This window comes from Streptomyces sp. NPDC050263, from assembly GCF_040655955.1.
In the GTDB taxonomy this organism is placed as follows: domain Bacteria; phylum Actinomycetota; class Actinomycetes; order Streptomycetales; family Streptomycetaceae; genus Streptomyces.
In genome coordinates, this window is sequence record NZ_JBFAKW010000021.1 from 17,579 (window position 1) to 33,945 (window position 16,367).

Below are 16,367 nucleotides of genomic sequence, written 5' to 3' on the forward strand. Positions count from 1 at the left end.
TGGGGCGATGGTCTCGGCGCGGCGTGAGGAGATACTCCGGGCGGCGTTGGAGGTGTTCGCCGAGCGCGGCTACCGCGGAGCGTCGATCGACGCGGTGGCGGAGCGCGCGGGGCTGACCCGGCAGGGTGTGCTGCACTACTACCCGAGCAGGAAGCGTCTGCTGTTCGCCCTGCTGCACCTGCGCGATGACCTCAACCGCCAGCACATGCACTCCGACTGGGACGACCCCGACATGCCGGCCAGGTTGGCGGAGGCGCTCGCCTTCGACCAGGGCATGCCCTCGCTCGCCCAGGTGCACAGCGTGGTGATGGCGGAGGCCGCCACCGGGCAGGAGCCGGCCCGTGGGTTCGCGCGCGAACGGTACCGCGAGCTGATCGAGACGATCACCGAGGACCTTGCGGGACGCTTCGGCGAGCGGCTGCCGAGCGGTCTGACGCCCAGCACCGCGGCCACCGCCCTGATGGCTCTCTTCGAAGGCATACAGCAGCAGTGGGTGGTCGATCGCGACGACGAGCGCTACCAGGACACCGTGCGCGACGCGCTGGCGGTGCTGCTGCTCGGCACCCAGCCGGCCCCGCCCCCCTCGCCGATGCCCGCGGCGAAGGGGTAGCGCCAGGGGGTACGAGCGCCAGGGGGTACATGTCACGGCCGCCCGAACCGCAACAGCGCGTCCCGCGCGTACGAGGCGACCGGCTCGCCGCGCTCCGTGAGGAGCCGTCCGGGGTGAAGACGGCGAGGGTGCGGTCCGTGTCGCCCTGTGTCATGGCGACGGCGTAGCGGGCGAGCGTCTGCCGGATCTCGGCCAGGTCGTCGTACGTTCTGCTGCCCGGCTCCGAGTGTCGTGGGGTCAACGGCGGTGCCGCCCATCCTGATTCGGGTGTCACGAGGTGCCACGAGATATCACGGAGTGCCGCGAGTTCGGAACGGATATGTGACATCCCGTGTCCGGATGGTTGATTCTCCGTCAATGAGAAGTTAGTTTCCACCCCTGGGAGGCGCCCACCACACCCCGCTCACGCGGGGACGGGGGAGAGCACCGAGGAGGAAATCCCGTGAATCCCGTGAATCCCGCGATACAGGTGTCATCCGCAGCCGGGCTCGCCGCGTGGCCCGTCCGAGCAGGGACGGTCGCCTGATGGAACAGTTCCTCACCTTCGGCGTGGTCGGCCTGACCAGCGCCGCGATCTACGCGATCGTCGGCAGCGGCCTCGTCCTGACGTACACGACCGCCGGCGTGTTCAACTTCGCGCACGGCGCGGCCGGCATGCTCTCCGCCTTCGCCTACTGGCAGTTGGCGTTCGGCTGGGGGTGGCCGGTGCCGCTCGCCCTCGCCTTCGTGCTCCTCGTGCTCGCGCCCGGCTTCGGGCTGCTCGTCGAGCGGGTCCTGATGCGTCCCGTGCAGTCGCTCGGGGAGGCGGAGCGGCTCGTGATGGCCGTGGCCCTGCTCACCGGCTGCATCTCCGTGGCCCGCTGGATCTGGAACCCCAGCGTCGCCCGGCCGCTGCGCCCCTTCTTCGTCGACGAGCCGGCCGTCCACCTCGGCCCCGCCGCGGTCACCGGGCACCAGATCATCACTCTGGTCGTCGCCGTGCTCGTCGCGGCGGGGCTCTGGTTCCTTCTTGCCCACACCCGCGCCGGCACCGAGATGCGGGCCTGCGTCGACGACCGTGCGCTCGCCGGGCTCACCGGGGCGTCGCCGCAGCGCGCCGCCCGGCTCGCCTGGGTGCTCGGTACCCAACTCGCCGCCATCGGCGGCATTCTGATCGCGCCGACTGTCGCCCTCGACGCCCAGCAGCTCTCCCTCCTCATCGTCTCCGCGTACACCGCCGCCGTCTTCGGTCGCCTGCGCAGCCTGCCGCTCACCTTCCTCGGCGCGCTCGTGGTCGGCTGCCTGGAGAGCTTCCTCACCGGCTATCTTCCGCAGAACGACTATCTGCCGGGGCTGCGCCTGGCCGCCCCCGCCCTGCTGCTCCTCCTCGCGCTGATCGTCTTCCCGCACCGGCGGCTCCGGGGCCGTGAGCGGCGCCTCGTCCAGGTGCCGCTGCCCACCGCGCGAGGAACGCTTGTGTTCGCCGGAAGCGTGCTGCTGTTCGCCGTGTTCCTGGTGACCGTCCTGGACAGCGAGGGACTCATCTCGTACGGGCCGCTGTTCGCGCTCGGTGTCGTCGCCCTCTCCTACGTGCCGCTGGCCGGATACGCGGGGCAGATCTCGCTGTGCCAGCTGAGCATCGCCGGCATCGGCGCGATCGTGTGGGGGCACCTCGGCGGGCAGGGGCAGTTGTGGGCGCTGCCGGTCGCGGTGCTGGTCGCCGCCGCGGTCGGCGCTCTCATCGCGGTGCCCGCGCTGCGGCTGTCCGGCATCTATCTCGCTCTGGGCACCGCCGCGTTCGCCGTCGTCCTCGACCGATGGGTGTTCACCCTGCCGTCCTTCGAGATCCTCGGTGTCCGCGTCGCCCTGTTCGACCAGGGCTCCGTCGAGGTGCACGGGCCCGTTCTCTTCGGCTGGCAGCTCGCATCGGATCGCGAACTCCTGCTGTTCTCCGCCGTCATGCTCGCCCTGATGTCGCTCGCCGTGGCCTGGCTGAGGCGCGGCAGATTCGGCCGCGCGCTGATCGCACTGCGAGACAGCGAGGCCGCCTACGCCACGCTCGGAGGCAGACCGCTGGCTGCCAAGGTCGCCGTGTTCGCGCTGTCCGCCGCGATCGCCGGACTCGGCGGGGCCCTGTACGGCATGGTCCAACGCACGATCACCGCAGAGCAGTTCAACCTGGTCGCGAACCTGCCGGTGTTCCTGATCGCCGTCATCGGCGGCCTCGGCGCGGTCGGCACCGGCCTGTTCACCGGCGTGTCGTACCTGGTGCCGCCCCAACTGCTCGGCCACTTCGGCGACTGGGCCCACGACGCGTCGACCCTGCTGATCGCACTCGCCGGAATGGGCCTCGCGCAGAGCCCCGGCGGCATCGTGCCGCAGATGCGCGGCGAATGGACCGTGCTGGCGCGCGACCGGCTGCTGTTCCCCGTCGCCGGAGCCGTGCTCGCCCTGCTGTGGGCCCTGTACGCGGCCCACCTGATCGGCGGCGCGCTGTTCCTCGTCACCGCGACCGTCGCCGCGACCGCACTGCGCGTCCGGGCCGCCGCACGGCAGGCCGGACCGCGCCTCGAACCCGACCCCGTCGAATGGTGGGGCATCCGCCGGCCGTGGCGGACCCAGGACCGGGAGGTGATCGCCCGTGGTATCGCTGCGAGCTGACGGCGTGACCGTCGTGTTCGGCGGGAACCGGGCCCTGGACGACGCCGGATTCGAAGCCGAGGCAGGCCGCATCACCGGCCTCATCGGCCCCAACGGGGCAGGAAAATCCACCCTGTTCGACGTCGTCTCCGGACTGCGCAGGCCCCAGTCGGGCGTCGTCACCCTCGACGGCGAGGACATCACCCGCGCCACCCCCGCCCAGCGCGCCCGGCGCGGCATGGCCCGTACCTTCCAGCGCCTGGAACTGTTCGGGCGGCTCACCGTCCGCGACAACCTCCTCGTCGCCGCCGAACTCGGTTCCCACGGACGCGAGTCGGCCCGTACCGCCGACCGCGTCCTGGAATCCATCGGCCTGGCCGCCGTTGCCGACACCGCCGCCGACGCGCTGCCCACCGGCGCCGCCCGCCTCCTGGAAGTCGGCCGGGCCCTGGCCGGACGGCCCCGCGTCCTCCTCCTCGACGAACCCGCCGCGGGACAGGACGCCGACGAGACCCGCGGGTTCGCCGCCCTGCTGCGCGACGTCGCCGCCGACGGCTGCGCGGTCGTCCTCGTCGAACACGACATGGGCCTGGTGATGAGCGTCTGCGACCAGGTGTACGTCCTCGACCTCGGCAAGATCGTGGCCTGCGGGCCGCCCGCGGACATCCAGCAGGACCAGACGGTCCTGGCCGCCTATCTGGGGGAGGCCTGAGCAGTATGCCCTTGCTCGAACTACGCGGGGTCCAAGCCGCCTACGACCGCATCACCGTGCTGCACGGCGTCGACCTGAGCGTCGCCGCGGGACAGGTCGTCGCGTTGCTCGGACCCAACGGCGCCGGCAAGACGACAACCCTGAACGTGGCGGCCGGAGCCCATCTGCCCAGCGCCGGGAGCCTGCTGCTCGGGGGCCGCGACGTCACAGGCGCCCACCCGCGGGATCTCGCCCGGAGCGGGGTCTGCCTGATCCCGGAGGGGCGGGGCATCTTCCCCAACCTCTCCGTGCGCGACAACCTCCGCATGATGACCTTCACCGGCCGCGACCGGGCCGAGATCGAGGAGATCGCCTACGCGCGCTTCCCGGTTCTCGGCGAGCGCACGCGCCAGGCGGCCGGCACCCTCTCCGGCGGAGAGCAACAGATGCTCGCACTCGCCCGCGGTCTGGCCACCGACCCCGCCGTGCTGCTCCTGGACGAACTGTCCATGGGGCTCGCCCCACTGGTCGTCGGGCAGCTGTACGAACACGTCGCGGAACTGGCCCGGCAGGGCGTCGCGATCCTGGTCGTCGAGCAGTTCGCCACCGCTGTCCTCAAGATCGCCGACCATGCGGCCGTCCTGGTGCGTGGCAGCGTCCAGTGGCAGGGCCACCCCGACAACTCCCTGCACGCCGAACTGTCCTCCTACTACCTGGGGAGTGCCGCATGACACCGCAATCCGCCACCTCCACCGCCACGTCAACCTCTACGTCCGCCTCCGCCTCCGCCTCCACCGACGAGACGCCTCACCGCGCCGACCGGTTCGTCCGAGACCTGGCCGCACTGAAGATTCCCGACCCGGCCGCCGCCCGCCACGGCCTGTGGCTGCGGGCGGGCGGCGTCCTGCTCCTCGCGGGCCTCGTCCTGGGCGTGCTCGCCTACCCCCTCGCGCACGCCACCGACGATCCCCTCGCCCAGCGTGACGCGCTCGCCATCGGCCTGACGGGAGTGGTGTGCGCGGTCGTGGGCGGCGTGGTGTACCTGCGCTACTCGCTCACCGGGTTCCTGCGGTTCTGGCTGGCCCGCCAGTCCTACGACCTGTCGGCCCTGGGGGACCGGCTCGCGGACGGCACGGACGTGGACGGGGTCAAGGCGGACGGCACGAAGGCGGACGGCACGAAGGTGGACGGGGTCAAGGTGGCTCCGCGTCCCTGAGACCTCCACGGCAGCAGTCCCGGGGCGCTGAACGGGGGCGCGGCGCGTCAGCGCCCCCGGTACGTACGCTCGGACCGTGTACCCGCCGTCGACCGCCGGACTCCGGTGGTCCCGGAGGTGAACATGAATCCGGATGCGTTGTTCTTGAACCGGCGTCGTGGCCGGTCACCCGGCCGGTCGGCGCTACCTCGCCCGGTCGGCGCTACCTCGCCCGGTCGAGCACATTCGTCGCCAGCTTGATGTGTGCCGCGTCCACGAGGCGGCCGTCGTGTCCGATCGCGCCCGTGCCCTCGGCCTCGGCGCTGCGGTAGCGCGCGATGATGTCCTCGGCGGCGGCGACCTCCGCCTTGGTCGGCGTGAACACCTCGTTGGCCAAGGGGACTTGACTGGGATGGATGGCCCACTTGCCGTCGAAGCCGAGCAGGGCGGCCTGTCCGGCGGACGCGCGGTAGGCGTCCGGTTCGCCGTACGCCGGGAACGGCGCGTCGACGGCGGCGATGCCGGCGGCCCGGGCCGCGGTGAGCACCTGGGCGCGGGCGAAGTGCCAGAAGTCGCCCGGATAAGGGCCGAGCGGGTCGAAGTTGCCGTCGACGCGGGCCCGGAGGGAGACCGAGAGGTCACCCGCACCGAAGATCAGCGCCTCCACGCGGGGGCTGGCGCGGGCGATCTCCAGGGCGTTCGCGAGCCCTTCCGCCTCCTCGATGAGCACCTCCAGGGCGATCCGCCGGCGCAGGCGCAGCTTCTGCTCCAGCTGGGAGAGCAGGACGTCGACCCACCAGACGTCACGCGCGGTCCGCACCTTCGGCACGATCACCACGTCCAGCGCGTCCCGTGCCCCCGTGACGACCTCGATGAGGTCGTCGTGGCACCAGGGGGTGTCCAGGCCGTTCACGCGGACCGCGCGCAGCGTGGTGCCCCAGTCCTGTTCGGTGAGGGCCGTGACGGCGATGGCCCGGGCGGATTCCTTGACCGCGGGCGCACACGCGTCCTCCAGGTCGAGGAAGACCAGATCGGCGCCGGAGGACGGGGCCCTGGCGCACATGCGTTCGCTGCTCGCGGGCGTGGCCAGTTCGGAGCGGCGGGGCCGGTGTGTGTGCGTACCCATCAGATCGTCCCTTCGGCGCGCAGTTCGTCGAGCTTGTCCGGGGAGAGGCCGAGCAGTCCTCCGTAGACGGCGTCGTTGTCGGCGCCCAGCCCTCTTCCGAGGTGGCCGACGCGGCCCGGGGTCTCGCTCAGGCGGGCCACCGGCGCCTGGACGGTGACCTGTTCGAAGTCGGGGTCCGGGACCTGGAGAAACGTCCCGCGGGCCCGCAGGTGTTCGTCCGCGAGCAGCGCCGGGGCGTCGTACACCGCGGCCGCGGTCGCCTCGGCCGCCTCGAACGTGGTCAGCGCCTCGTCCAGCGTGTGGCGGCCGACCCACTCCGCCACTGCCTCGTCGACCTCGGCCGCCCGCTCCTGACGCCGTACGGGGTCCATGTATGCGGGGTTCTCCGCCATGTCCGCGCGGCCGACGGCACGGAAGACGCGCGCGGCGATGCTGGGTGAGGCGCTGGACACGGCCAGCCACCGGCCGTCGGCGGTGCGGTAGGTGTTGCGCGGGGCGCTGGCCGGCAGCATGTTGCCCGACCTGCCCTTGACCACGCCGAGCTGGTCGTACGCCAGCGTTGCGGACTCCAGGAGCCGGGTGAGCGGTTCGACGAGGCTGACGTCGACCAGCTGCCCTTGCGCCCCGTGCACGTCACGGTGGTAGAGCGCCATCATCACGGCGTACGTCGCCGCGATGCCGGCCACCCCGTCGGCGAGCATGAACGGCGGCAGCGTGGGCGGTCCGTCCGCCTGGCCCGTCTGGTGCGCGAAGCCGCTCATCGCCTCGGCGAGCGTGCCGTAGCCGGGGCGGTCGCTCTTCGGGCCGCCGGCCCCGTAACCGGTGATGTGGGCCATCACGATGTGCGGGTGTGCCGCGTGGACGGACTCGTAGTCCAGACCCCAACGGGCCAGCGCGCTGGGCCTGTTGCCCGCCACCAGGACGTCGCTCACCTCCAGGAGCCGATGCAGGAGGTCCTGGCCCGCGGGGGTGCGCAGGTCGAGCGTCGTGCACCGCTTGTTGCGGCCGATGCTCTTCCACAGCAGGCCGATGCCGTCTCGGCGGTCGCCCCAGGTGCGCATCGGGTCGCCGGAACCCGGCTGTTCCACCTTGACGACCTCCGCGCCGAACTCGCCGAGCGTCGTCGCCACGGTGGGGCCCGCGGCGAGGGTGGCGATCTCCACCACGCGCAGACCGTGCAGAGGACCTTGGGTCATGGTCGCCTCCTCAGTTCCCGGTGAGCCGCGCGACGACGGGCGCGAAGCGCTCCGCCTCGTTCTGCTGCACGGTGATGTAGTTGGCCCCGAACCGTTCGCGTCGTTCCCGGAGGCGGTCGACCACCTCGTCCTGCGTGCCGATCAGCACGTTCGGGTGGTCGAGCAGGCCGTCGGGCGAAACGCCCAGGGTGCGCGCGACGCGTTCGGCGGTGGACGCGGCGTCGTCGGTGATCCTGGCGAAGAACGGCGAACTCTCCACCTCCAGGACCGAGATGCGCCTCCCCGCCGCGTCCCGCACCAGGCCGTAACGGTGCTCGGCCTCCTCGGTGGGCGCGCGGCCCGCGTCGTTGCGGGCGTCGAACGGCACGTTCGCGAGGCTGACGATGTCGGCCTCGCGCGCCGCCAACGACAGGACGCGGCGCCGGGAGCCGCCGATCATGATCGGCGGACGCGGGCGCTGCACCGGCAGCGGCAGCCCCGAGTGGCCGACCGCGGTCACATGCTCGCCCCTCAGCTCCAGCGGCTCACCGCCCCACTGGGCCTTGACCAGCGCGACGACCTCGCTGAGCTTGTCCACGCGCCGCCCCGCGGACGCGAACTCCAGGCCCATGGCGTGGTATTCGGGCTCGCTCCAGCCGGCGCCGATGCCGAATTCGAGGCGTCCGTCGGAGAGCAGGTCGATCGTCGCGGCCTCCTTCGCGAGGACGCCCGGCACGTGGTAGTCGACGCAGAACACCCGGCAGCCGACCCGGAGCGTGTCCGTCACCGCCGCGGCCGTGGCCAGCGCGGCCACGGGCGCCAGATGCTGCGCCGGCCAACGGGCCTCGCGCTGTGCGGGACCCGGGCCGAGGTAGTGGTCGGCCAGAAAGAGCGTGCTGTAGCCGAGATCCTGCACGGAGCGCGCGGTGTCGCGCCATTCCTTCGCGGATGTTGCCTTCGTCGCCTGGACGGCGAACCTAAATGGCTGCAGACTTGTCACGCAACTCAAGATAACTGTCCTGCAGTTGGGGCGCCATGCCCTGGCGGCGACGAACGGGAGGACGCCGTGGTCAAGCGCGCACGCTTCGCCGAGTACCAGGACCGGTACCGCAACTACCGCTTCGAACTGAGCGAGGAGGGGATTCTGTTGATGCAGTGCCACACCGAGGGCGAGAGCCTGGTGTGGGACTGGAAGGCGCACGACGACATGGCCGACGCCTTCGCCGACGTGGCGGGAGACCGCGAGATCAAGGTGCTCATCCACACCGGCACGGGAGCCAACTACAACGCGGACTGGGGCCGGTTGCCGAACGGCGAACTGCCCGAGACGCCGATGTACGACGCCATGCCGGGCGTCCGCGGACTGCGCAAACTCGACGAGAAGGCCTGGTACAACCGCAACCTGATGTGGAACGTCCTCGACGTCGACGTCCCGATGATCAGTGTGGTCAACGGCCCGTGCAACATCCACTCCGAGGTCCCGCTGATGGGTGACATCGTGCTGGCCTCCGAGGACGCGTACTTCCAGGACGTGTCGCACTTTCCGCGCGGTCAGGTCCCGGGCGACGGGCAGCACGTCATCTGGCCCTTCCTGGTCGGCCGCCAGCGCGCCAGCTATCTGCTCCTGACCGGCAAGAAGCTCGGCGCACAGGAGGCCAGGGAGTGGGGCGCGGTCGCCGAGGTGCACGCCAAGGACGCGGTTCTGGACCGGGCCTGGGAGCTGGCGCGCGAGCTCGCCAAGCGCCCGTACCTGGTCCTGCGCTACACCCGGCAGCTCTTCACGCAGAACCTCAAGCGTGCCTTCCTCGACGAACTCGGCCACGGACTCGGCCGTGAGACGTACGCCCAGCAGGAGTTCTTCCCGTTCGGTGGTGGCATGGCCCCCCTCGACCGGGCCTACGACGACGAGCCGTGGACCTGAGCGGTTCACAAATAGACGACAGCTTTATGGCGCATCGGCATGAAACTGAATAATGTTGATGCACGGTGACGATCGAACCGAGAGGGCATGGTCCATGACGGAACTTCAGGAACGACTGGCCACCGGCAAAGGCAAGTTCACGCCGGACTACCCGGAGCTCGGCACCGGGCCGGTCTCGTACGAGGACTGCATATCGCCCGAGTTCTTCGAGGCGGAGCGCGCGGCGGTCTTCGAGCGGTCCTGGCTCTACGTCGGCCGCTCCGAGCAGGTGGAGCGGCGCGGCGCGTACTTCACCCGGGAACTCCCCGGCGGCCTCGCCTCGCTCGTGGTGACCCGCGGCGCCGACGGCCAGGTGCACGCGTTCCACAACGTCTGCGCGCACCGCGGCAACAAGGTCGTCTGGCAGGAGCATCCGCAGGAGGAGAGCGCGGGCCTGTGCCGGCAGTTCCACTGCAAGTACCACGGCTGGCGCTACGGACTCGACGGGCAGGTCACGCACGTCACGAACGAGCAGGAGTTCTTCGACCTCGACAAGAAGCGGCTGCGGATGCCGGCGGTGCACTGCGAGGAGTTCGCCGGGTTCGTGTTCGTGAACCTCGCCGAAGACCCGGTGCCGCTGCGCAGCTACCTCGGCGAGCGCCTCCTCGAACTGGAGCAGTACCCGTTCGAGAAGATGACGCAGCGCTACGGCTTCCGCGCCCACATCAAGGGGAACTGGAAGCTCGCCGTGGACTCGGTGTGCGAGTGGTACCACCCGCCGTACGTGCACGCCCGGTTCATCGACAAGGACGTCGCCAAGGCCGAGAAGATGGTGCCGCCCGTCGACTCCTACCACTACGACCTGTTCACCCCGCACATGCTCACCTCCGTGCCGGGACCGCCGCCGCTGCCGCCCCGCGAGCCCGGCGCGCTCGGCCCCGCGTCCAACGACCAGAAGTGGGTCTACCGCCTCTTCCGCGCCGGCCTGTTCGGCCCCGACGACGTGCCCGACCTCGGCCCGCTGCCCGAGTTCCTGAACAAGGGGCGGATCAAGTCCTGGGGCAACGACCAGTTCTGGCTCTTCCCCAACCTCTCCGTGCAGATCTGGGCCCGCGGCTTCTACATCACGTACACGTACTGGCCCGAGAGCGTCGACTCGCACATCTACGACATCGACCTGTACTTCGTGCCGCCGAAGAACGCCCAGGACCGCCTGGCGCAGGAACTCGTCGTCGACAGCACCATCGAGTTCGCCATGCAGGACGTGAACACCATCGAGGCCACCCACTCCGGCCTCAAGAGCCGCGCCAACACGGAGTTCCACCTCAGCGACCAGGAGCTCCTCATCCGGCACTTCCACAAGACCGTCCGCGACACCGTCGCCGCTCACAAGGAGGCGTGATGACCACCACCGAACGGCTCCTGCCCGCGGGATTCACCGAGCTCGAACCGTACGTCGCCGACTGGGCGAAGCCCACCCGCCAGGAGCGCTACGACATGCGCCTGGCGAAGAACATGACGGAACTCGGCGCGTTCTACGACGCGATCGCGCCGCGTGCCGAGGAGGCCATCGCGCACCTCGACGGCCTGGACCTGGACGCCCTGCCCGAGCCCGAACTGCGGCTGCTGCGCCTGTTGTTCTCGTTGATCCTCGTCTCGTACGCGGTCAACGTGTTCGAGCAGCCGAGCATCCCCGACGCGGGCGCGGCGTTCTTCGACACCCTCGTCGAACCAGCCGTGTGAGCAGGGCCCGCAGCGGCGCGGCTACGCTCACGCGGATGAACGCGCAGACACTCGCCGATGTCGACCTGCCGCGGGCCCAGGTCGGCGCCAACCCCCAGCATCTGATTCTCGGCCTGTTCACCGACCACTGGTCCGCGACCGGCGAACCCCTGCCGTCCGCCGCCCTGGTGGTGCTCCTGGGCGACTTCGGCATCACCCCGGTCAGCGCACGTGCGGCCATCGGCCGGCTTGCGCGCCGGGGGGTTCTGGAGGCGGACAAGCGCGGACGACGCACGTACTACCGGATGACCCCGGGCACCGCTCGCGTCCTGGAACAGACGCAGCGGCGCATGATGGAGTTCGGTGCTCCGGACCGGCCCTGGGACGGCCTGTGGACCACTGTGGTCTTCTCCGTCCCCGACGAACAGCGCGACCTGCGCCACGTCATCCGCCAGCGGCTGCGTTTCCTCGGCTACGCCGCCGTGTTCGACGGCGTATGGATGTCGCCGCGCGCCGACCACGAACAGACCGCCGAACTCCTGGAAAGCGTCGGTGTGCGCAGCGCCACCGTGCTGCGCTCCACCCTCACCCACACCCAGGGCGACGGCGACCCGCTGACCGCCTGGGACCTGGACGCCATCGGCGCCGCGTACACCGGGTTCATCTCGCGGTACGGCGACCTCGCGAGCCGGACGGCCGCCGGGCAGGTGGGCTCCGCCGAAGCCCTGACCGCGCGGATCGAGGTCAAGGAGGAGTGGCTGCGGATGGTCAGCACCGACCCGGAACTGCCCGCCAACCTGCTGCCCGGCGACTGGCCGGGCCATCGGGCGCGCGCCGTGTTCGTCCAGATCTACGACACGTTGGGGCCGCTCGCCGAGGTCCGGGTCCGCCAGATCATCGCCGAGCAGGACCCGGACCTCGCCGGCCAGGCCAACCACCGCACCACGGCCCACGCCACGTCTCCGCAGGGAGCGGGTACCACCGACTGACCTCAAGGAGTCCCATGACCAGTGCAGCGGGCAGTCTCGCCGGGAAGGTCGCCGTCGTCACCGGCGCCGGATCGGGCATCGGCAGGGCCACCGCCCTGCTGTTCGCCGAGGAGGGCGCCAAGGTCGTCTGCGCCGACCGCAGCGGCGAACAGCACGCTGTCGCCAAGGAGATCGGGGACGGCGCCGCCGTGGCCGTGGATGTCGACGTGGCGGTCGCCGCCGACGTCCGGCGCATGATCGGCGCGGCCGAGGAACGCTTCGGCCGTCTGGACGTGCTGTTCAACAACGCCGGATTCGGCGGCCCCCGCAAACCCCTCGCGGAACAGGACGAGGCCACCTTCGACGACGTGATCGCGGTCAACCTCAAAGGCGTCTTCCTGGGCATGAAGTACGGAATCACCTCCATGCTCCGCACCGGAGGCGGCTCGATCGTGAACACCGCCTCCTCCGCGGCCCTCACCGGCTGGAAGAAGCACTCCGTCTACGCGGCGGCCAAGGGCGGCGTCGTCCAGCTGACCAAGTGCGCCGCGCTCGACTACGCGACCCAGGGCATCCGGGTCAACGCCGTCTGCCCCGGCATGACATGGACCGGGCTCGCCGGGGCCGACGCGGACAACCCCCTCCCACCGCCCGACACGGTGCTCAAGGTCCAGCCCATGCACCGCTGGGGCCTGCCGTCCGAACTGGCCGCCGCCGTGCTCTTCCTCGCCGGCGACGCCTCGTCGTTCGTGACGGGGGTGGCGCTGCCGGTCGACGGCGGCTACGTCATCTGACCCGGGCCTCCCCGCGGCACCCAGTTCGGGTCCCGCTTCTCCATGAACGCCCGCATGCCCTCGCGTGGTTCGGACGACTCCTCCAGCGCCCAGAACATCGTCTGGTGGTCGATGACCCCGTACCGCTCGTTGAGCATGCGCTTGACGTGCATCCGGGCCGTCGGCGCGGTCCGCAGGATCTCGCGGGCCGCCTCCAGGGCCGCCGCGCGCAGCGTGTCGTGCGGCACCACGCGTGCGATCAGGCCGAGGCGCCGAGCCTCGGCCGCGTCGAAGCGGCGCGCCGACAGGAGCAGGTCACGGGCGACCGCCACGCCCACATGGGCGGGCAGGACGGCCGCGAACGTGGCGTCCGGGATGCCCCGCAGCAGCTCCGGCACCCGGAACGTCGCCCGGTCACTGGCGACCGCGATGTCGGCCATCATCGCGATCAGCAGCCCGCCGGCCTGGCAGATGCCGTTCACGGCGGCGATCACCGGGGCCCGGCTCTCCCGGATGGCGGTGAACGGAAGGAACTCGTGACCGATGTCCGGGGGTGCGCCGTCGCCCTCCTGGGAGCGGCCGCCCAGGTCCCCGCCCGGAGCGAACACGTCCCCCGTGCCCGTGATGATCAGCGCGGCCAGCTCCGGATCGGCGTTGACGAGGCGCACCGCCCGCTTGATGCCGAAGTACATCGCCGGAGTCAGCGCGTTGCGCGCCTTCGGCCGGTCGATGCGGCACCAGGCGATGACGCCGTCCCGTTCGAAGCGCAGTCCGGCCGTGCCCAGATCGTCTTCCACGCCCGCCCCTTCGATCTCGCGTGGTGTTCAGGTGACCGCGCCCGCCTCCTTCAGGGCGAGGATGCGCTCCCAGTCCATGCCGAGTTCGAGCAGGATCTGTTCGGTGTGGGCGGCGAACTCCGGCGCGGGTTCGAGGTCGAGTGGTTCGGTGTCGAACTGCACGGGACTCGCGGCCAGTTCGAGGTCCCCGGCCCGTGTGACGTACTTGTTGGCGCGCACCTGTACGTCGTCGCCGACCTGGACGGAGTCCTGCACCGGAGCCCAGGGCCCGGACAGGGTGACGAAGCGTTCGGCCCACTCCGCCAGCGGCCGGGCGGCGATGGCCTCGCGCAGCAGCTCCACCCCCTCCTCCACGTGCTCGGCGATGAGTTCGGCGGTCGCGAAGCGCGGGTCGTCGGCGAGGTCCGGCCGGTCGACGTGCCGGCACACGTCCGCCCAGTACTTCTGCGGCTGCAGCATCACCAGGGACACATGCCGGTCGTCGGCCGTGCGGTAGATGCCGCTGAGCGGGTTCGCCATCGCGTTGGGGCCGCCCGGCCGTGCCATCACCCACGGCTTCTTCTGCGCGCGGGCCAGGGCGATGCCGTGCCCCATCGCCCACACGCCGCTGCCGAGCAGGGACACATCCACGACAGAGCCCTCGCCCGTACGCTCCCGGCGCAGCAGCGCGGCCGCGACGCCGCCCGCGAGGTTCGTCCCGGAGATGGTGTCCCCGTACGCGGGCACCGGCGGCGAGAGTATGCCCTCCATGCCTTCCGGGGTGATGCTGGCCGCCGTCGACGAACGCGCCCAGAAGGCGGTCATGTCGTAGCCGCCCTTGCCGGACTCCGGACCGCTGGGGCCGAACGCGCTGCCGCGGGCGTACACGATGTCCGCCCTGATCGTGCGGATGTCCTCGGGCTCGATGCCGAAGCGGCGGCGCGCCGCGGGCAGGAAACTGGTCAGGAACACATCGGCGCCGGCGACCAGTTCGCGCAGCACCGCCATGCCCTCCGGTTTGGAGATGTCCAGGCCCAGGCTGCGCTTTCCGCGGTTGGCGTGCTCGATGTTGGGGTTCGGGTCGCCCTCCTCGACGACGAAGGCGCCCGTGCGCCGCAGGCCGCGCTGCGGGTCCCCGTGCACGGCGTGCTCGATCTTGACGACGTCCGCGCCCCAGTCGGCGAGCACGGCACCGGCCGAGGGCACGAAACCGTACATCGCGACCTCGATGACCCTGATTCCCTCAAGAGGCTTCACTTCGCCACCGCCCCGAACGTCTTGGTCTCCAGGAACTCCGCGAGCCCTTCGAGCCCGTACTCGCGGCCGACCCCCGACTGCTTGTAGCCGCCGAAGGGGCTGTCCGGTGCGAAGTAGTTGCCGCCGTTGATGCTGAACGTGCCGCTGCGGATGCGCCGCGCCACGTTCACCGCCCGCTCCTCGGACGCGGAGAACACGGCACCGGACAGGCCGTAGACGGAGTTGTTGGCGATGCGTACGGCGTCGGCGGCGTCGTCATGGTTGTCTTCGGCGTCGTACGCGATGACGGACAGGACCGGCCCGAAGACCTCCTCCTGCGCGATCTCGCTGTCCGGGTCGACCCCGGCCAGGAGCGTGGGCCGGTAGAAGAAGCCGGGGTTCGTCCGCTCGCCGCCGCAGACCAGCTTCGCCCCGTCGGCCACGGCGCGCCGCACCATGGCGTCCACCTTGTCGCGCTGGCGCTCGCTGATGAGCGGTCCCATGTACGTGGTCGGGTCGGTGGGGTCGCCGACCGGGATGCGGGACAGGGCCTGCGCGACCGTCTCGACGACCTCGTCATGCCGCTCACGTGGCACCAGGAGGCGGGTGCAGATCGCGCAGCCCTGCCCGGCGTGGCTGCAGGACATGTACGCCGCCGTCATCGACGCGGTCTGGAAGTCGGCGTCGTCGAGGAGCACCATGGCGGACTTGCCGCCGAGTTCGAGGAAGACGCGTTTGACCGTTCCGGACGCGGCGGCCATGATGCGCCGTCCCGTGGCGGTCGAGCCGGTGAACGTGACCACGTCGACGTCCGGGTGGGTGGTCAGCACCTCGCCGGCCGCCGCGCCCGAGGAGGACAGGATGTTGACGACGCCGGCCGGGATGTCGGTGTGCTCGGCGATCAGTTCTCCGAGCGCCAGGGTGACCAGCGGGGTGTCCGGAGCGCCCTTGAGGACGACGGTGCAGCCCGCGGCGAGGGCGGGGGTGATCTTCCCCAGGGCGATCTGGTTCGGGTAGTTGTACGGGATGATCGCCGACACCACCCCGGCCGCCTCCTTCTCGACCCAGCGGCGGTGCCGCGCGCCGCGGGCCTCGACGACCCCGAGATCGCGGCTGAACTCGTAGGCCGGGAGCAGGTCGGCGTACCAGCGGACGACGCCGATCGGCTCCTCCAGTTGGGGGCCCGCGGTGAGTTGGTACGGGGCGCCGACCTCCGCGACGGTCAGGGCCCGCAGTTCCTCCTTGTGCGCGACGAGTGTGCGGTGCAACTGGTCGAGACAGTGCGCGCGGAAGTCGCGGTCGGTGGCCCAGGCGGTGGTGTCGAAGGCCCGGCGGGCGGCGGCGACGGCGGCCTCGGCCTCGGCGGGGCCCGCGTCGGGGGCATGGCCGATGACGGCGCCCGTTGCCGGGTTGAGGGAGGCGAACGTGGTCGTGGCGGTGGTGAGTCGGCCGTCTATCAGAAGCCGCCGGTCGGGGGCTGTGTCGGTCATCTGCTGTGCGCCTCCTGCGAAGCTGCCGCGAAAGTGAACGGTCATGAAGCAAAGGGGAGTTCAGGCAGGTTCTGCTGCTCGGGGAT

16 protein-coding genes are annotated in these 16,367 nt (G+C 71.0%); 10 read left to right on the forward strand and 6 right to left on the reverse strand.

The annotated features are described in order from the left end of the window. The first annotated feature begins 7 nt into the window (after positions 1–7). From AB0J04_RS12740 to AB0J04_RS12760, 5 genes are all read left to right on the forward strand, one after another. Positions 8–610, forward strand: coding sequence for a TetR/AcrR family transcriptional regulator (locus AB0J04_RS12740; RefSeq protein ID WP_363168376.1), 603 nt, complete (start codon positions 8–10; stop codon positions 608–610). A gap of 525 nt (positions 611–1,135) precedes the next feature. After that, the gene (locus AB0J04_RS12745; RefSeq protein WP_363168377.1) at positions 1,136–3,250 is read left to right on the forward strand and encodes an ABC transporter permease; all 2,115 of its coding nucleotides are present in this window, start codon (positions 1,136–1,138) and stop codon (positions 3,248–3,250) included. Beyond that, positions 3,231–3,941, forward strand: a complete 711-nt coding sequence (locus tag AB0J04_RS12750; RefSeq protein WP_363168378.1) for an ABC transporter ATP-binding protein — start codon at positions 3,231–3,233, stop codon at positions 3,939–3,941. Before AB0J04_RS12745 ends, AB0J04_RS12750 begins: the two co-directional genes overlap by 20 nt. 5 nt (positions 3,942–3,946) lie before the next feature. Further along, a complete protein-coding gene (locus AB0J04_RS12755; RefSeq protein WP_363168379.1) occupies positions 3,947–4,651 on the forward strand; it encodes an ABC transporter ATP-binding protein in 705 nt (234 codons plus the stop codon). Next, positions 4,648–5,136, forward strand: a complete 489-nt coding sequence (locus AB0J04_RS12760) for a hypothetical protein (protein WP_363168381.1) — start codon at positions 4,648–4,650, stop codon at positions 5,134–5,136. Before AB0J04_RS12755 ends, AB0J04_RS12760 begins: the two co-directional genes overlap by 4 nt. Positions 5,137–5,338: 202 nt before the next feature. On the opposite strand, the gene AB0J04_RS12765 is transcribed toward AB0J04_RS12760, so the two are convergent. From AB0J04_RS12765 to AB0J04_RS12775, 3 genes are read right to left on the reverse strand one after another with little or no spacing between them, the layout of a single operon-like run. Further along, the gene (locus AB0J04_RS12765) at positions 5,339–6,241 is read right to left on the reverse strand and encodes a CoA ester lyase (RefSeq protein WP_363168382.1); all 903 of its coding nucleotides are present in this window, start codon (positions 6,239–6,241) and stop codon (positions 5,339–5,341) included. Further along, positions 6,241–7,437 (reverse strand): CoA transferase, encoded by a 1,197-nt coding sequence (locus AB0J04_RS12770; protein ID WP_363168383.1) that lies wholly within the window; start codon positions 7,435–7,437, stop codon positions 6,241–6,243. Before AB0J04_RS12770 ends, AB0J04_RS12765 begins: the two co-directional genes overlap by 1 nt. Before the next feature lie 10 nt (positions 7,438–7,447). Continuing rightward, positions 7,448–8,416 carry a TIGR03621 family F420-dependent LLM class oxidoreductase gene (locus tag AB0J04_RS12775; protein ID WP_363168385.1) on the reverse strand — a complete coding sequence of 323 codons (969 nt, stop codon included), beginning with the start codon at positions 8,414–8,416 and terminating at the stop codon, positions 7,448–7,450. A gap of 66 nt (positions 8,417–8,482) precedes the next feature. Here AB0J04_RS12775 and AB0J04_RS12780 point away from each other — a divergent pair, with 66 nt between their 5' ends. The 5 genes from AB0J04_RS12780 to AB0J04_RS12800 all read left to right on the forward strand — a co-directional run bounded on the left by AB0J04_RS12780 (position 8,483) and on the right by AB0J04_RS12800 (position 12,800). Further along, entirely contained in the window at positions 8,483–9,337 is an 855-nt protein-coding gene (locus AB0J04_RS12780) for an enoyl-CoA hydratase/isomerase family protein (RefSeq protein WP_363168386.1), read from the forward strand. Positions 9,338–9,431: 94 nt separating this feature from the next. Then, complete coding sequence (locus tag AB0J04_RS12785; protein ID WP_363168387.1) at positions 9,432–10,718, forward strand: aromatic ring-hydroxylating dioxygenase subunit alpha; 1,287 nt, start codon at positions 9,432–9,434, stop codon at positions 10,716–10,718. After that, on the forward strand, positions 10,718–11,059 hold the full coding sequence (locus AB0J04_RS12790; RefSeq protein ID WP_363168388.1) for a hypothetical protein: 342 nt from the start codon (positions 10,718–10,720) through the stop codon (positions 11,057–11,059). Before AB0J04_RS12785 ends, AB0J04_RS12790 begins: the two co-directional genes overlap by 1 nt. A gap of 35 nt (positions 11,060–11,094) precedes the next feature. Then, complete coding sequence (locus AB0J04_RS12795) at positions 11,095–12,027, forward strand: PaaX family transcriptional regulator C-terminal domain-containing protein (RefSeq protein WP_363168389.1); 933 nt, start codon at positions 11,095–11,097, stop codon at positions 12,025–12,027. A gap of 14 nt (positions 12,028–12,041) precedes the next feature. Further along, positions 12,042–12,800 carry a glucose 1-dehydrogenase gene (locus AB0J04_RS12800; protein ID WP_363168390.1) on the forward strand — a complete coding sequence of 253 codons (759 nt, stop codon included), beginning with the start codon at positions 12,042–12,044 and terminating at the stop codon, positions 12,798–12,800. Here AB0J04_RS12800 and AB0J04_RS12805 read toward each other — a convergent pair. Genes AB0J04_RS12805 through AB0J04_RS12815 form a run of 3 tightly spaced genes read right to left on the reverse strand, consistent with a single transcriptional unit; the run spans position 12,788 to position 16,281 of the window. After that, the gene (locus AB0J04_RS12805) at positions 12,788–13,576 is read right to left on the reverse strand and encodes an enoyl-CoA hydratase/isomerase family protein (RefSeq protein WP_363168391.1); all 789 of its coding nucleotides are present in this window, start codon (positions 13,574–13,576) and stop codon (positions 12,788–12,790) included. The two genes, AB0J04_RS12800 and AB0J04_RS12805, sit on opposite strands and share 13 nt — an antisense overlap. Positions 13,577–13,603: 27 nt before the next feature. After that, positions 13,604–14,812 (reverse strand): CoA transferase, encoded by a 1,209-nt coding sequence (locus tag AB0J04_RS12810; protein WP_363168392.1) that lies wholly within the window; start codon positions 14,810–14,812, stop codon positions 13,604–13,606. Continuing rightward, on the reverse strand, positions 14,809–16,281 hold the full coding sequence (locus tag AB0J04_RS12815) for an aldehyde dehydrogenase family protein (RefSeq protein ID WP_363168393.1): 1,473 nt from the start codon (positions 16,279–16,281) through the stop codon (positions 14,809–14,811). Before AB0J04_RS12815 ends, AB0J04_RS12810 begins: the two co-directional genes overlap by 4 nt. Positions 16,282–16,367: the final 86 nt, after the last annotated feature.

What these genes read in the sequence shown, in the direction of transcription:
- AB0J04_RS12740 (WP_363168376.1), top strand. Translation starts at nt 8, where the DNA reads ATGGTCTCGGCGCGGCGTGAGGAGATACTCCGGGCGGCGTTGGAGGTG.
- AB0J04_RS12745 (WP_363168377.1), top strand. Translation starts at nt 1,136, where the DNA reads ATGGAACAGTTCCTCACCTTCGGCGTGGTCGGCCTGACCAGCGCCGCG.
- AB0J04_RS12755 (WP_363168379.1), top strand. Translation starts at nt 3,947, where the DNA reads ATGCCCTTGCTCGAACTACGCGGGGTCCAAGCCGCCTACGACCGCATC.
- AB0J04_RS12760 (WP_363168381.1), top strand. Translation starts at nt 4,648, where the DNA reads ATGACACCGCAATCCGCCACCTCCACCGCCACGTCAACCTCTACGTCC.
- AB0J04_RS12765 (WP_363168382.1), bottom strand. Translation starts at nt 6,241, where the DNA reads ATGGGTACGCACACACACCGGCCCCGCCGCTCCGAACTGGCCACGCCC.
- AB0J04_RS12770 (WP_363168383.1), bottom strand. Translation starts at nt 7,437, where the DNA reads ATGACCCAAGGTCCTCTGCACGGTCTGCGCGTGGTGGAGATCGCCACC.
- AB0J04_RS12785 (WP_363168387.1), top strand. Translation starts at nt 9,432, where the DNA reads ATGACGGAACTTCAGGAACGACTGGCCACCGGCAAAGGCAAGTTCACG.
- AB0J04_RS12790 (WP_363168388.1), top strand. Translation starts at nt 10,718, where the DNA reads ATGACCACCACCGAACGGCTCCTGCCCGCGGGATTCACCGAGCTCGAA.
- AB0J04_RS12795 (WP_363168389.1), top strand. Translation starts at nt 11,095, where the DNA reads ATGAACGCGCAGACACTCGCCGATGTCGACCTGCCGCGGGCCCAGGTC.
- AB0J04_RS12800 (WP_363168390.1), top strand. Translation starts at nt 12,042, where the DNA reads ATGACCAGTGCAGCGGGCAGTCTCGCCGGGAAGGTCGCCGTCGTCACC.
- AB0J04_RS12815 (WP_363168393.1), bottom strand. Translation starts at nt 16,281, where the DNA reads ATGACCGACACAGCCCCCGACCGGCGGCTTCTGATAGACGGCCGACTC.